Source organism: Pseudobutyrivibrio sp. (assembly GCF_015057185.1).
Taxonomy (GTDB): domain Bacteria; phylum Bacillota; class Clostridia; order Lachnospirales; family Lachnospiraceae; genus Pseudobutyrivibrio.
Genome location: NZ_SVEV01000002.1, coordinates 1 through 15289, shown reverse-complemented (window position 1 = coordinate 15289; position 15289 = coordinate 1). Strand labels below are relative to the sequence as shown.

Here is a 15289-nt window from a genome sequence, read left to right as displayed (position 1 = left end):
CTATAATTATATATAATACTTCATTCTTATACTAACTTCTATAGTTTTTTACCTCATCGCAGCTGTTTGCCTATATTCACACTCATATTCTAATACCCCAATTTATTTAACTCATCTATTAGTGCCGGTCTTCTACGATATTCAGCTTTTAGCTTATTAGCTATCTCTATCGCCCGAGCTCTACCAATATCAGAAAAACTCATCGTTCTCAAGTATCTTACTATGCTTCTGTATGCTTTTCTATCACAAGCTCGATGAATGCTTTCCTCTATGTAGTTGGCATACAGACGAATCACTCTTTCAGGTACTTCTCTTGAAAGAATTTTGAAATATTTCTCCAAAATATAAACATTATTGTATTCATCCAGCACGTCCATGAGTTGGTTAAATCTATGCTCTTCGATAAGAATGTCATATATCACGTGGCTTTCACTATTCTTCTCTATAATCAGCTCAACCAATTCAGACCATCCCTCCGAACCATTTTCAAAATACAGGGACTTCAACTTCTTGAAGTTGCCAACGTCTGACTGGCTACAACTCAAGAGATTATACTTTAGTTCTTCTGCATAGTATTCTGTTTGACCAATCAGCTGAAAGAGTTCAATCAATTTATTACTGTGACTTCTCACTAACGATTTATCACTTGCATCTAACTGTTTACTAAGGATAAGCAGAGCAATTGCCTCTTCATAATTCTGTTCCTCAATGTAAGCCTCAATTCTTCTGATTCTGACAACATAAAATTGCATATGATTATCACAGTAATTATCAATTTCCTTCTGCGATAAGCCAAGACGTCGCATGCAATCTATACGTTTATCAATAAGGCTCACACGACCTTCTGCGACAGAATACATATAACCGCAATCGTTTGTATTACTATGTGCTTCTATCTCAGTATCAAGTTCCTTCATAATGGCTAGAATTTCATCCTTGGTAGCCAATTCTGAAGTTCTAAATTCTAATAAATATTCTTCTATCCAGTCTACTAACCGTCCCTCTTTATATGACCAGAACCAGTTTCTAATTTTACCCTTAAACTTCTCATCAGCATTCCTATAGATTTTTCTCCAAATAGCATAACATTTCTCTGTCACCATAGAGGAACCGCCATCAGAATCATCCATTTCAATCGAACCTATTAACATAAAAATCTTATTGGTCAAATCAAATGCAGGTTCCAACGCTCCCTTATCAATAATAAAGTCCACCCTTTCTTCCAAAAATTGTTTTAAAGACCAACAAAAATCATATGCATGATTCCAGTCAACATAACCTCGATAAGTATTTTCTTCTACAATCGCATCAATCTCCTGTACCAATGCTAACTGTTGTTTAGAATCTAGATTATAATCATACTTTAGCTTAAATGAATTTCTCAACTCAGCATCATTAAGAAGTAATTTCGTTAATAATTGCTGCTTTTCTTCCTCTGGGATTATTGTCAGCAAACGCTCAACATCATCCTTAATCTTTTCACTTTCTCGTCTTAGATGAGTCAAATAATTTTCATTTTGCTCAGCCCCGCCTGGTGCAACCTCATCTCCAAAATATTCATATAACACTGCCGCCATGTGCTTACAATTGTTGCCTTTAGCTGAGTATGGACAGTTACACTCCATTTGAGTAACATTACCATTTTCAACCTTAATAACAACATCATAGATTTCGCTGCCATCTACTCGAGCATTAACTTCGTTTTCATCGGCACTAACTATCTCGATTCTGTCCTCAACATAATAATCATAGCCTCGTTCAAGTATGTGGTATTTAAACAGACTTGCCCAATCCATTTATAATTTCCTCTCTAAACATTAAAATGAGTCTTTTAACGACATGCTCAGGTCTTTCTCTTAGTGGTAAGCTTGCTTATGCTTGTTTAAAGTTTTTCCAGCATTACTCTTAGCAGGTTTACTAGTGTGCTTGCTAGCTAAAACCCTGCCGGCATGACCAACTTTTCCACCGTGGTGAACTTTTCCCATAGCAGCATCCTCCTTTGCTAATATTTCCGAAAAATAATTCAGATTTGTAGCATTGGATAAGATTTGATATACTTTTCATGTGTCAAATGAAAGTGGCGTATATGATAAAAATATTATCCGCCCTCCATATAGCTCTTTTAATATATTTACATCATTTATCCACAAAAACGCTGATAAACAATCTGTATCGAAGAAATACTCATCAGTCATTCAAGTTACCTTCCTCCTCTTCAAGATTGTATACAATATCAGCTCTGTATCCCTCTAATAACAATTCTTCCCTTTTGCCATTGGAGATTAAATCTCTTGCTGACAGATCTTCTATTTTTCGAATATACTCTCCCGTCGCAAAATATTGCCTATTCTCTGGTGCCGGCTGATACAACTCTTTTCCATAGCCAAGCAGTGCAGCCATTCTAGAAACAGTGACATCTCTATATTCTTCTGCGGTTTTCTCATCTATAAACCCATTACTTGTTAACCTAAACAACATAGCCAAATGACTTATTTGAAAAAACTGCTCCGCATCTATAACCTTTCTAAGTGTCCACTTTTGATTATTTGCTGCATATTGGAACAGTGCATCATAAGGCATCAACAAATAACTAGCAAACTTATCAGCTTCCCTTTCTGAATCAGACTGATTTTCACTCATACTCTTATTACATATTACCTGACCATCTATATCTTCATAGAGGACATGGTATAATTCATGAGCAAGCGTAAAACGCTGTCTACCATATGATGTTTTTGAATTGATGCAAATCACTATATCATCATCTACTCTAGTACACATTCCACTAATTCTATCTGAAAGTGGATATCTAAGCACAGTTATATTCTTTTCCTTCCATCCATTAACTATTCCAAAGATATCAATAGGTGTATATCCATCTTCATTCCAGCCTCTTCGAGTCTGCAATGCAAGTGAATTCAATTCCTGATCCGACTTCATCATTATTTCTCCAATAAACTATTCATATATCTAATATTTCTAGCAATTCTATTAACAGCAGCTATACTTTCCAAGTCATCTGCTTGAATGCAATTTGCTCTAAATGCAAATGTTATCGGTGTATATTCATCATCTGCTCCAAACAAATAATCCTCTGTACAACAAAACAAACTACATATTTTTTCTATTAATGACAAATTTAATGCTCTAGTGCCATTTTCCAACTTTGTAACCAAGCTCTGATCAACTCCAAGATATTGAGCCATTTGCTCCTGAGTTAATTTACTATTCTTGCGCAATTCCTTAAGTCTATTGCTTTGAATACTTTCACTCATGCCCACGTCCTCCATTTCATGTAAATATTATATACCAGCTCTGTCATATTTTCAATTAAATACATTTTCATTTTTATGACAAACCTAAATTGATAAGAAAAAGCTGTGGTGAATATACCACAGCCTTATTATACCTATATAGATTACAGCAAATCTAAATTGATGCTATCCCTGTAAAGTATTGTCTTCCTTTAAAACCAACCTATTCTGTTATCTGAGGCGGATGGCACACGCTGCATGGTTCATCCCCCTCATCGATTGCATCTTCCAAGCTTTTTTCTATCTTGCTTTTCTTTAAATATCTACAGCCTTCAGAATGATACTTTTCTCCAGTTTTAGTAACATAGACAACTGTTGTTTCTTCAGCTGCATTTACCACCACTGTAGGAACTGATTCCGCAATAAAAACTAGTGAAAATACAAGCGCTAATAACACCTTTGCTTTCTTCATATTTACCACCTCCATGCAGTTAATGGGCTCATTATACTAGGTATTTGTCATAAAATTGTGTTCACTTGTTTGACCGTACTTCATTATATGGTCTCTCGTTTTCATCCAATGGCTGGAGGAATAAAATCTCAATGATCAATAACATCCGCCCTTACCATTAATTCTTCTGCAATCTTATTATCTTCCACACGAATCAAATTATCCCAACCATCTGCTTTTCCAAGAAGGTTCATTCCTCCATGCCAAACTATAAGCTCATCAATTATCGCGAAACACTCAGCTTCTTCATCAAGTACAACTTCAATTCCATGTTCCTTTAATTCAAAAATAAGCTTCTCTATGTCAGAAGAATCTCCATATGAGTACGAATCGGCTGGTTTAGTATAAACCAAGATTTCTACACCTTTTTCTTGCAATTCCTTAACAATATCTAAAAGTCTATAAATTTTCTTTTCATTTATAGATGGACTGGATATAACGACATTTTTCTTTGCAGATATAATATCTTGTTCAAACCGATTTATGTAATTCTGCGAATCATAAATTGCATTTATTTCTGAGATGTCACATTGGCTATCAAAAGCTGACTTTGCAAACGCATCTTGTCTCCTAGTGATATCCTCGAATGATAACATTGTGTATCCAATCTTCTTATAGGTTCTCAGTCTTTTGTTAAACATCTTGTCAAAATATCGCATATGCGAATCTATATAATCAAAAACATATACGACATTCTTCCCTGGATAATTGCGATTTAATCTACCTACATACTGCTCTAATCGTCCTTCAAACGAGATAGGTGCAGCAAGAAACAATGTATTTAACCTAGGCAAGTCAAATCCTTCTCCGATTTTCGAACCTGTAGCTATCAAAAGCATAGTTTCATCCTCGGATACACTTTTCATTGTATTTCTAATCTCTCTATTATCCTTATCTGTATTATCACCATAATATAAAAATGTATTGTCAGCTATGTCCTTAAGCTGCTCGTAAAAGTATTTCGCATGTTCCTTTGTTCTTGTGAGAATAACTGGTGTCATTCGATTGGCTAAAACATATTTGACATCTTCCAATATTTGATTATTTCTACGTTCATTAGAAGCAATAATTTCATAAGCCCTATTGATATCCTCTTTACTTCCATTTTTATCAACAGCTCTTGTATATCTTGGAATGAAATAATGACTAATCCCCTGTTCGTTCGCCCTATCAGCTGCACTATATCTATGCCTAATTGGACCAAGCAACATGAATATCATTTTTTCGAGATTATCTCTTCTAATAGGTGTTGCGGATACACCATATACAAACCTCGCATTAAGCTTTCTTAATACTGCAACTGCCGTATTCGATGCTGCATGATGACATTCATCCATAATTATCATGCCATAGTTATTAACTTCATCTATGAATTTCCCCTTGGAATAAACTGAGCCAACCATGGCAACATCAATGATTCCTGTCAAAGTATTCTTAGTTCCATGAAGCACACCAATTACACTGTCTCTTTTCTTTCTCCGTCCTGTCTTTGTAAAATACTCTGGTAACTCCTCATCAATATCTAAGAATTTGTTTAACTCATCCACCCATTGTTCTAACAAATCTTTGCTCTGTAATAAAATCAATGTATTGACTTTTCTTTTGCCTATTAGATATGCACTAACTACTGTCTTTCCAAATGCAGTGGCTGCTGCAAGTACTCCATCCTCATTCGTCAGCAACTTCTCGGCTGCAAGCTGTTGTTGCGTATGCAAATCTCCATTGAAAGTAGCCTTAATAGGACGGCCTAGCTCTCGTTCATTTTCTATCTCATATTCAATACTTGCCTTATTACATTGTTCAAGTATTGCCTCTAGAAGTCCCCTAGGAACTTTAAGATAACCCGAAATATCCTCTCCAAGATATATAGTTCTCGAGTTCTTAAAATTAGAATACCCCATTCTCTGATTCTTATAATATTCAGGATTATCAAATGCTGCCATGTTCCTAAATTGATTTGCTATATGTGGTGTCAAATTCAGGGTATCTATGTATATTCCATCCGCTAAAACAATATGAAGTCTACCATCAACATCTTTATTATCTAATTGGTTACTTCTTCTCCATGGCATAGGCTTATAATCGCTATCAATTTTTGCGCTTAATGCCATAGTTCCATGCAACTCTGATTGCCACTTTATTATGTAAGCATCTACTGTCTCTTCATCAAGTTTCGGAGTATTTTCTAACAGCACCTTCCATTGGTCAGGATAAGCATTCCAATCTTCATCTACAAATGCAGTGTTTCCTTTTAACAAAGCACGCCCTTGTAGCGGTAACGCAACGAGATTCCCTAAATTATCACTGTAATCTTGCGCTGGAAACATTCTATCATAATAGGAGAATGACTTAAGATTTACAGACATCGCACCCTTATCTAACAACAGATAACCAAATTTTCTGGCTTTACTGGCAGCAATCGGTTTCTGAAAAAATAGCCACACATGAGCGCCTTTTCCTGACCGCGAACGTTCCACTAACGGATGCAAACCATTTCGTTCGCATATTACTCTTAATGCATCTACTTCTTCTTTTACGTTCTGATTATCTTCTGACGCACTATCGTGATTATCGAAATCGAATACAAGTAATCTACATGTTCCATCTGGCAATAGAGGGTATATACCAATAGCATCTGCCCCATCCTCTCTATAGCCTATAAGATGATTCTTCAGTATTTCGGTTGAGATAGATGCATATCTTTGGTTTGGACAAGTTTTACAATTATGCTTTTCTCCGCGTTGCCAAGGACATGTATTCACATTCCATCTATTTTCACATTGTGGAAAATATCCTCCGTTTGTTCCTCGCTTTGCATATACATCATGTCTCCCCCAAAACATACGAAAAAAATCTTTTGCCATGTCATCAGTAATAAATCTAGGTTGTATTCTTCCGCCTTGGTCAAGATCAAATTGTTCGTTATCTTCTTCATTACAAAAGAAATCCGCAGATTCATATGGAATTCCTGCGGATTTCAATTTTTCTTTAAGCTCTCTATTCTCTCGCATCAGGTTGCGAATTATTTTTCGAAGTGTATCTAGGTTGTGAACTAGAAGATTCATGAACGTAATCCTTTATTGTTAGTTTAAAGAGCGCAACTTTATATTCATCACTTTTCCACTTTCTCAAAATCATCCTTGCCATGCTTGCAAATTGGGCAAATGAAATCATCTGGCACTTCTTCACCTACATATTCGTATCCGCAGATACGACAACGCCAGACTGTCTCGCCAGTTGGTGTTGTAGCTATTGCTTCTGGCTTTGGCTTGATATTGTTCTGGTAGTATTCGTAAGTGCAAGAGCTGGTATCTGAGCGAACTTCCATGGCAGTTGGCTTACAAATGAATAGTGTATGTGAACCAAGGTCTACCGTCTGCTGTACTTCTAATGAAAAGTGAGCATTTGTACCAGCGACAATCACTGGAATACCGTTTTCCGCAATTTGGTAATTAGACTGTGAATAATCTGCAAATTTGTCAACGTCGCGACCGGATTGGAATCCAAAATGTTTGAACAAATCAAAGGAGGCATCCTGTGCAATAACAGAAATGTTACACTTCTTTGTCTCAAGAATCATATCATGTGTATAGTTTGCCTTGTTGACCGCAATGGAAATAGTGTTAGGCTCTGACGCGACCTGAATAGTAGTGTTGATAATGCAACCATTTATTTTTTCGCCACGCTTTGCGGTACAGACAAATAATCCGTAAGAGAGCTTGTACATTGCTTTTGTGTTCATTTCTGACATAGATATTACCTCCTTTTACACATCATCTTTTAACTTGAGTATAACTAAATCGAAAGTAAAATCAAATTATTTTTCCTATATCTCCTCCTCAAAATCCCTCTCATAGAATAAATACTTGCGTCATGCTAGTAGTATGGCAATGCATATAATTCTTTTTCATCATAAGAAATCTTGCCCTCCACAAACATTCGATACCCTTCTTTTCCTTGATTGGGAAACATATTTAAGACTCTACTTGTTTCAATTTCTCCTGTACCCACAAGCAGCTTTTCATTTTCATAATCCATATAATTACGATAACTGCTATATTTATAATCCAATGCATCCATCCCTAACCATTAGCGACTTCACCGGATTAAGGTGTATATATCTACTGACCTCAAGAAAATATGTATCATCCTCTATTAGTCTCGATGCGTACCTACCCTGAAAAACATGCCCAACATATTTATACTTACAGTTGAAATCGCAGGAATATAGCGATAATAATTTCTGCATAATCTTCCATATTTCATCATTTTCTGTTTCAATTCCCAGATGAAAATGATTTGTCATCAAACAATATGCGTGCAACTTAAAAGGATGTTTTTTCTTCACAAATGCTAGATAATTCATGAACTGTTTGTAGTCACTATTATCCTTGAATATTGGCATCTGTCGATTTCCTCTACTCATAACATGATATACAGCCCCTGGATACCACTCTCTTTTCTTTCTCGCCATTACTCCCTTTCTAATATATCCTATTTTACGGATTTCTTAGTCAAAAATTTACGCTCCTATAATTCTAGGAGCGCCTTTGCATATCCTATCAATCGATTCCTTTGATTTAAATCCATGTCACTATATGCACTCATTAATTCACCCAAGTCTGACTCTCTATCTATTACATAGTAATCGGCTTTATTACCTCTACTACCGTATTCCTCTATTCCTGACAAAAGCCATTCTGGAGTCACATCAAGTACTTTGCATATAATCATTATCTTATCTGAAGCAGGATTAGTTTGTTTCTTTCTCCAATCACTAATTGTGCTCTGAGGGATACCTGTTTTTTCCGAGAATTCCTTCTGACTGATTTTTCGCTCATCCAATAATTGATTTACTGTCTTTAAGCGATTACTCATAATATCCATACCATCACTTAATCTCTTCAATTTGCAAGCACGGGAGCACTTTTTATTTGCTTCACAAATCCGACAAGTACATTCTCTTTTCCATCCTTGTCTGGTTTGAAACTTGTAATATAATCTCTTTTTGCTAATACAGTCAAAAGATCATTATTGTACTTCGTATCTGCCAACTTAAACTTGTGCTTTGATCTATCTGATAAGGTATGATATACCTCATCTAACTCACCAAACATGCTCGCCAGCTCATCATCCTTAAACAATGAAATTTGATTCAACAGGAGTGCATATCGCATATCTGTTTCCAAAACCCTCCATGCTGCATCTGCCAAAGGACGTCCAATTGAGAATGGTACGTCCTTTAAAATTAACGCCGTATCAACTTCTAATTTTTCTGCAGTGATTCTTCCCAAAACAGCTTTTTTATCAGCTTCAGAAAATTCATCATCTACTAAAATCTCGTTTATCTCTGTAGTCCGTAACTCAATCTGATCAATAGTCTTAATAAATTCTTTACTTTTCGATTTTGCATATTTTATTCGTAATTCAGGCGCTACTGTCCCCATTTCTTCCCAACGCTCTGTACTGAATAAAAGCGCTTTTTCTTCAATGAGCACAGAAATTTTTTCTTTTGAAAAGCTTGCAATTGAGTCAGCATAGTTATTGATTTCAAATACTTGAATGCATCTTCTGAACTCATCCTCAGATAAATCTATATACAATAATCCTATTATGATTTCATCTGTGATAGCTTCATTATCCACATCTGATAAGAATTCGTTTATATGTCGTTTAAAGAAAGCACCCAACTCTTTTTCTGGACCGAACATGTTATCAAATGCGATATAATTTTCCCAAGAAGCCTTGATTTTATCGCACTCCAGAAGTTTCTTCCACAATAATTCCTTGGTCTCTGTTGCGTTCTCCTCAGATGCCAAACACATTGAAATATCATTCCAAACAGCGTTTTCCTTTTCCAATAACTGTAGACATAAATCAATGCTCTTATCTGACAATCTTTCAAGGATATCTTCTATGCTTTCTGTGGGTTCTTGCATGTTAGTCTCCATTTCAAGTACTACATTTTTTACGTAATCACCAAAGAATCTATCATCCTGTACATATTCTATTAATGACTTAAAATCACTTTCAAGTATTGCTGTATAATTTTGAACATCGAGTTTCTCCTCATGTTCTGGCAGTTTAAGCGCAAATATTCTATGAAGCATTTTTGGGTTTAGCGCATATGACCAACCGTCAATGATAGCATTTTGTATCTTCTCATCAATACCTTGAATATTGACATCACTGAACTCAATTTCTAATTTGTTTATAAGCGCTATTGTCTTATCTGCAGGAGCTTCACTTATTTTTTTCAGTGAGTCTTCATCACTTGTAAGTAAACCAACCAAGGAATCGACACTGTTGTCACCTTCATCCTCCACCCAACCATCATTCATGGCTGCTATATCTTCAACAGTTGCGTACTTCAGCATGTTTACAAGATACTTGTACTGTTTTTCCTTTGTCATTGCATCATCCGCAACCAATGAGTCCCAAAATTCATCATTATCTTCGCAGATTAGTCTGAAAAACACATCCAAATGTTTATCTCGCTCCACGTAAGCTTTAATAAAGTCTATACTCTCCTGTGACTGATCTTTAAGCTTTTCCAAAAGATTATCTAAAGCCGATGAATCACCATTATCTAATACATAATCGACCATGTCGTAATTAAAGACTTCAACCTGTTTGAACTCGTAAACCTGAAGCATAGAATAAACTCTTTCCGGATTACTTATTGTGTATGTATAGTCTCCAACACTTCTATGGTTTCTAATCCCCAGAATGAAGTTCATATCATCTTTGGTAATACTATTTGGATGGAAGTAATTTATGTAGTTTTCAAAGTTTTCCTCGATATAACCATTTCTCAGCATAAATACAAGAAGGTCATTTTCTTTAACTTTATCATCAAGAAATTCTATTCCAAATTCCACAATGATTTGTTTCATAGAATATGACTTCATTTCATTTATTTTCTTTTCATATTCTTCTACAGCACGGCGAGAATCATTTTTGCATTTTGCAAGCCCCTTCTTTACACGTTCTATCCTAGTAAAATAATCTCCATTTTGTTTTACAACTTCTTCTGGATTACTTATACTTGTACTACTGTTGGTATTGGGGGTCATCCAATAAACATTCAAATTCTTTTTTAGTAATTCAACATCAAAATCATCCTGCAATATGTTCTTTAAAGTGTACTGCTTATTGGCCACATAAATCATATAGACTGCTGATTCAAATCCAGTTAACGAATTGAGTAGAGCAAGTTTTAACTCTTTTATGCTTTTAAGAGCCTCATGTTCAATCTCGGCAAGTATCTCTTTCTCGTTTTGCTTTTTCTTATTAATCAGCTCATTCTGCTTAGATATCTGATCTCTTTTATTCTTGAATGCCATTCTTATAAGACTCGATGCGCTTTCATTCTCTAATTCCGCAAAATCATTTGGATACAGATTTTTATAAATAACAAGAGAAAGCATATTCTCGTCTATAAGATTTAACTGCTGTTTTCCCTTTAATGTGTTCTTAAAAACGTTAAACTCATTACAAATACTCGTCAAGTCTCGCATATCACTGATATATGGAGACACTAATGAAATATACTTATCTGATATGTCATACGAAGCCAACTTCATTTTTTCACGAAGTATCTCTCTGGAATTAACTGAGCTAATATACGGAACAATAGGTATTATAAAGTCAAAGAATTTTGTGCGTTCTCCCGGCTTTTTAAACATATCATCCTTTATGGCATAAACAAATTTCACATTTCCATTTATTTTTTCATTATTGTTAATTACACTATTTAACTCCCTTAAAGCCACAAAGATACTTGAATTTTCAAATCTATCCAGATCTTCTATAATTACAATTTTCTTCTTTGTAGATTCAAAAAAGTATACAATTTCATCCATGTTTTTATTAAATATGGATTCTTCACTTGATGCTGCACTTCCCAGTGTTGCCTTGTCTAATATTTTAATCTCTTTAATGCTTCCACTACGTCTAAACCAACCAACAATACATGCTAATACATAAAAAGCAGCTATCGCCAAAATGCCATATATGAGCTGTGTCTTATGCCCACCAAATGCATTGACCCAATCTATAAAACCTTGCGCATTCTTTGGAAATGAGAAATACAAAATAGCGGGGATTATAATAGCCAATGCAACCGCCACCCAGATGCTCTTCCAATTTTTTCCTGCTTGCAATTTCCTATATCTACTCTGTGGAATTCTTTTTCCGTCAACAGAATAAAATAATTGTTTTAATATAGCTGCCTCAAGTTTTTCTTCATTAATTTTCCTATTAGTATTCTGACTATCAGGCTCGTCATTGCCTTCTGATTCCTTTAAATCAAAAGCAGCTAATGAAATATAAACAACTTCACTGTCTTCATACCTCTTGAGATAGGTTTTGATTGCACTACTCTTTCCCGAACCGTAAGGGCCTGAAACTGCAATATTGTGAATGTTAGGTTGAGCTAAAGCCCAACCCAACGCTGCCAAATATTCCTCACCATGTCCGATATCATCTGTTGGCGTTAGAGCTTCATATATTCTTCCGGATTCTCTTATATTTACAGAGTTTACCAGGGCTCTCTTATTCATTTTTCTTTTTATACGTTCAAACATTTTTTCAACCTCCCTATGTAAAACTGTACCCTGGATTGTATCAACTACTCGACTACTTAATATGATTTATTGCGCAATGCATCTTCTTTTACCCCCCGTGCTCTTTACTCCTCTATAGTTTTTTCTAGTCTCGTCCTAATAATTCCACCAGATATCTTTCCGACTTACCATGCCCTTTATTAACTTCACTGTACTTAACAATTGCATCATAAAGCACTTTAGGACGTTCGCCGAAGTACTCTTCGAAGAATTTGGTTGAATTATTGTATCTCACACCATTGAATATAATGTTGTCTTTTGCAAACTGCTTTGGAGAGACTTTTGATTTCACCTTTTGATACTTACTGTAAATCCCTTCAGCAATTATAAGTAAAATCTCAAGTTCGGGTTTAGTACAATACTTTTCGATAGAATTAATCATCCCCTTGTACTCCATAGGAATTTTTAATTCATCGCTCTGTTTATCTCCAATTCGAATAACATCAACAAGCCCACTATATTGATTCAATTCTGCTTTAACTTGTCCTGACTTTCCAATTTGCCTAGCATGATATGGAGTTAAACCAAGCAAATCATCTTCAGAGAAAATCAACATATTATTATTTAGCAAAATTTTCATTATCGCCAGTTCATTTGGTCCCTCGCACATTATCAACTTTTTCATTTCAGCGCCTTTTTCAAATCCATAAGAGCATCATAGTTTACGGCTGTTTTAAATGCATTATTATAGAACTGCTTGCTCTTAAGAATATCATTTCTAAAGTTGTATTTTTCAAATATAGTGTTTAGATGAACCTTATTGTCAGCATTAGCGATATATATATTATCCTGTCTATTGAACAAATCTAGGACTTCGCAATAATGTGTTGAAAAAATGAGAATCGCATTATTCCTATTTACTGTCTTATCCTTGTACAAGCTAATGATGTTTTCTACCAAGGTTTTATGAAAATGATTTTCGATTTCATCTATTAGGATCGGAAATCCTGCTTTTAATGAGGTTACTATTATCATGTATAATGCTATACCCTTGGTAGTTCCACTTGAAAGAACAGAATACAATTCTGACACCGAATATTTTTCTTCTTTTCCCAAATAATTCAAAACATAGTTTCCGCTTTCATCCATGCGAAGATTACTGACGTTCTCGTCAAATATTTTCAAAATCTTCTTTAGTATTTCATCACCGTCATCTAATAATGACTTTAATCCAAATGCAAAATCATACGCAGTTATTCCATCTAATACTTCATTGAATAAAATTGGGCGAACAATCCTATTAGGTTCCAATAAAAATACTTTTGAAACATCTTCCGGCAGCTTTCCTTGCACGTTAGACATTTCAAATCCATCGTCATCATAAATATTGTTTACGTAGCTCTTGTAATACTGTTTCTCCCATATGCATTCATCATTAAAAACCACCCCATTATTCAATGGGTTCTTTAGTAGTCTAGTTTTATATTTATAAATGTATCCTTTATCATAAAAATAAATACATATCTCTACATTATTTAGGTTATACGGCTTTTCTACTCTGTAAGCAAAAACAATATCATATGCAACAGAGATTAAGTCTAATGCAGTAGTTTTTCCTGATGCATTTTTTCCAACAAATGCCATTGTAGAAAATACAAAAAGACCATCTGCTATCTCATTTAATTCATATTCCTTATCTTCACTAGTCTTTCTTGCCTTTGGTACAAAATCAATTTCAACTTCATCAGCTAGGTTTTTAAAATTCTTTGCACTTATCTTTAGTATTGTCATATGTAATACCTCCGATTACATTATACTATTACCGTATTTGTTTTTAAACATTTTTTTTGGTTTAATTTAAATCATTTTATTTCTCAATCTTAACCTTTATTGATAAATCCCTGTATAAACCTAAGGACAAACCAGTCTCTTGGTTTGCCCTTAAATAATATTCACTATCTAATTTATTCTATTATACGTATTCAATCATTAAGAACTAAAGCTGTCAATTAACCACTCGGTTAATCAACAGCTTTTCTCTTTTATCCATTTGTAACATTTTCGTAATGGGGTCAGACACCAATGTGCCCAATGTGCCCAGTGTTCAGAATGGCTATGACTATATAATACGAGGCACCAATATATATTAATTTCTTTACTTCTCGTCTCTTGTATATTCTAAATAATACTTATCTGGTGATGAATAGATATCATCTTTTCTCACAAAATAAATATTGGTAACCTCATTATATAATGGATTATCTCCACATATTAACAATTTATCATCATCACCAGATAAAATATAGAGGCCATCTTTTGGAATACAAAAAGAATCAGCACTATGAATTTTCAGCCTACTCCTAGGAGTTGTAATTACTGACACAAAAAAAAGAAATAAACAAAGTTTCTACCAAAGATACCATAAAAACAATTGTTGAAAACAAACCTTTATTATTAATTGAAGCATATTCATTTAAAACAATCACAACCAACAACAAAATCGATACAAAGAAAAATGTCAATCCCTTTGAGACCATAAAAACAACTAGTCTATTTTTAGGTTTAATTTGTAGACGTTTATAGTGATAATCCGTACATGCAGAAATCATAAACGCTATCAAAGCTAAAATTGCCGAAAATGCTAACGCTTTCCAATAAGATTTATCACCTACCACAATAGGCGAAAAGTTATATGCTAGTATTACTACATACAAAAGCATCATCGATGATATGATTTGAGCATCCTTTGCTTTTTTCCCTAATACTAGTATTTCCCAACTCGGTTTAAACATAAAATCCATTTGAGGACTTAGCAACAATAAAAATACAATCACTGGTATAACGGTGAAAATATTTGTCACATCAATATCAGCTATTAAACCTTTAGTGTTAGCATCTAAATAGTACAAAACAAAATGAGATATTCCCTTCAAATATTGTATAATCAACAAATGGAG

Annotated in this window: 14 protein-coding genes; all 14 read right to left on the bottom strand. The window is 34.6% G+C overall.

Going from position 1 to position 15289, the window contains the following annotated elements:
- Window positions 1-89: 89 nt before the first annotated feature.
- Window positions 90-1796 (bottom strand): SWIM zinc finger family protein, encoded by a 1707-nt coding sequence (locus E7276_RS01600; protein ID WP_294212903.1) that lies wholly within the window; start codon window positions 1794-1796, stop codon window positions 90-92.
- 60 nt (window positions 1797-1856) lie between these two features.
- Window positions 1857-1985, bottom strand: coding sequence for a hypothetical protein (locus E7276_RS01595; RefSeq protein ID WP_278335536.1), 129 nt, complete (start codon window positions 1983-1985; stop codon window positions 1857-1859).
- A gap of 202 nt (window positions 1986-2187) precedes the next feature.
- A complete protein-coding gene (locus E7276_RS01590; protein ID WP_294212894.1) occupies window positions 2188-2943 on the bottom strand; it encodes an ImmA/IrrE family metallo-endopeptidase in 756 nt (251 codons plus the stop codon).
- Complete coding sequence (locus E7276_RS01585) at window positions 2943-3275, bottom strand: helix-turn-helix transcriptional regulator (RefSeq protein WP_294212891.1); 333 nt, start codon at window positions 3273-3275, stop codon at window positions 2943-2945. The genes E7276_RS01590 and E7276_RS01585 overlap by 1 nt, the downstream gene beginning before the upstream one ends.
- A 202-nt stretch (window positions 3276-3477) precedes the next feature.
- On the bottom strand, window positions 3478-3726 hold the full coding sequence (locus E7276_RS01580) for a hypothetical protein (RefSeq protein ID WP_294212889.1): 249 nt from the start codon (window positions 3724-3726) through the stop codon (window positions 3478-3480).
- Window positions 3727-3854: 128 nt separating this feature from the next.
- A complete protein-coding gene (locus tag E7276_RS01575) occupies window positions 3855-6830 on the bottom strand; it encodes a TOTE conflict system archaeo-eukaryotic primase domain-containing protein (protein ID WP_294212886.1) in 2976 nt (991 codons plus the stop codon).
- 47 nt (window positions 6831-6877) lie between these two features.
- Window positions 6878-7507 carry a flavin reductase gene (locus E7276_RS01570; RefSeq protein WP_294213176.1) on the bottom strand — a complete coding sequence of 210 codons (630 nt, stop codon included), beginning with the start codon at window positions 7505-7507 and terminating at the stop codon, window positions 6878-6880.
- Between the two features lie 134 nt (window positions 7508-7641).
- Window positions 7642-7803, bottom strand: coding sequence for a hypothetical protein (locus tag E7276_RS01565; RefSeq protein ID WP_294212884.1), 162 nt, complete (start codon window positions 7801-7803; stop codon window positions 7642-7644).
- 22 nt (window positions 7804-7825) lie between these two features.
- Window positions 7826-8239 (bottom strand): transposase, encoded by a 414-nt coding sequence (locus tag E7276_RS01560; protein ID WP_294212881.1) that lies wholly within the window; start codon window positions 8237-8239, stop codon window positions 7826-7828.
- 56 nt (window positions 8240-8295) lie between these two features.
- Window positions 8296-8652 carry a helix-turn-helix domain-containing protein gene (locus E7276_RS01555; protein WP_294212879.1) on the bottom strand — a complete coding sequence of 119 codons (357 nt, stop codon included), beginning with the start codon at window positions 8650-8652 and terminating at the stop codon, window positions 8296-8298.
- 17 nt (window positions 8653-8669) lie between these two features.
- Window positions 8670-12353, bottom strand: a complete 3684-nt coding sequence (locus E7276_RS01550) for a YobI family P-loop NTPase (protein WP_294212875.1) — start codon at window positions 12351-12353, stop codon at window positions 8670-8672.
- Between the two features lie 124 nt (window positions 12354-12477).
- The gene (locus tag E7276_RS01545) at window positions 12478-13017 is read right to left on the bottom strand and encodes a GNAT family acetyltransferase (protein ID WP_294212873.1); all 540 of its coding nucleotides are present in this window, start codon (window positions 13015-13017) and stop codon (window positions 12478-12480) included.
- On the bottom strand, window positions 13014-14123 hold the full coding sequence (locus E7276_RS01540) for an AAA family ATPase (RefSeq protein ID WP_294212871.1): 1110 nt from the start codon (window positions 14121-14123) through the stop codon (window positions 13014-13016). The genes E7276_RS01545 and E7276_RS01540 overlap by 4 nt, the downstream gene beginning before the upstream one ends.
- A gap of 569 nt (window positions 14124-14692) precedes the next feature.
- Window positions 14693-15289: hypothetical protein (locus E7276_RS01535; RefSeq protein WP_294212870.1), on the bottom strand; the 597-nt coding region annotated here is incomplete at its 5' end.

Coding starts and splice junctions, on each gene's coding strand:
- E7276_RS01600 (WP_294212903.1), bottom strand. CDS start 1,796: ATGGATTGGGCAAGTCTGTTTAAATACCACATACTTGAACGAGGCTAT.
- E7276_RS01595 (WP_278335536.1), bottom strand. CDS start 1,985: ATGGGAAAAGTTCACCACGGTGGAAAAGTTGGTCATGCCGGCAGGGTT.
- E7276_RS01590 (WP_294212894.1), bottom strand. CDS start 2,943: ATGATGAAGTCGGATCAGGAATTGAATTCACTTGCATTGCAGACTCGA.
- E7276_RS01585 (WP_294212891.1), bottom strand. CDS start 3,275: ATGAGTGAAAGTATTCAAAGCAATAGACTTAAGGAATTGCGCAAGAAT.
- E7276_RS01580 (WP_294212889.1), bottom strand. CDS start 3,726: ATGAAGAAAGCAAAGGTGTTATTAGCGCTTGTATTTTCACTAGTTTTT.
- E7276_RS01575 (WP_294212886.1), bottom strand. CDS start 6,830: ATGAATCTTCTAGTTCACAACCTAGATACACTTCGAAAAATAATTCGC.
- E7276_RS01570 (WP_294213176.1), bottom strand. CDS start 7,507: ATGAACACAAAAGCAATGTACAAGCTCTCTTACGGATTATTTGTCTGT.
- E7276_RS01565 (WP_294212884.1), bottom strand. CDS start 7,803: ATGGATTATGAAAATGAAAAGCTGCTTGTGGGTACAGGAGAAATTGAA.
- E7276_RS01560 (WP_294212881.1), bottom strand. CDS start 8,239: ATGGCGAGAAAGAAAAGAGAGTGGTATCCAGGGGCTGTATATCATGTT.
- E7276_RS01555 (WP_294212879.1), bottom strand. CDS start 8,652: ATGGATATTATGAGTAATCGCTTAAAGACAGTAAATCAATTATTGGAT.
- E7276_RS01550 (WP_294212875.1), bottom strand. CDS start 12,353: ATGTTTGAACGTATAAAAAGAAAAATGAATAAGAGAGCCCTGGTAAAC.
- E7276_RS01545 (WP_294212873.1), bottom strand. CDS start 13,017: ATGAAAAAGTTGATAATGTGCGAGGGACCAAATGAACTGGCGATAATG.
- E7276_RS01540 (WP_294212871.1), bottom strand. CDS start 14,123: ATGACAATACTAAAGATAAGTGCAAAGAATTTTAAAAACCTAGCTGAT.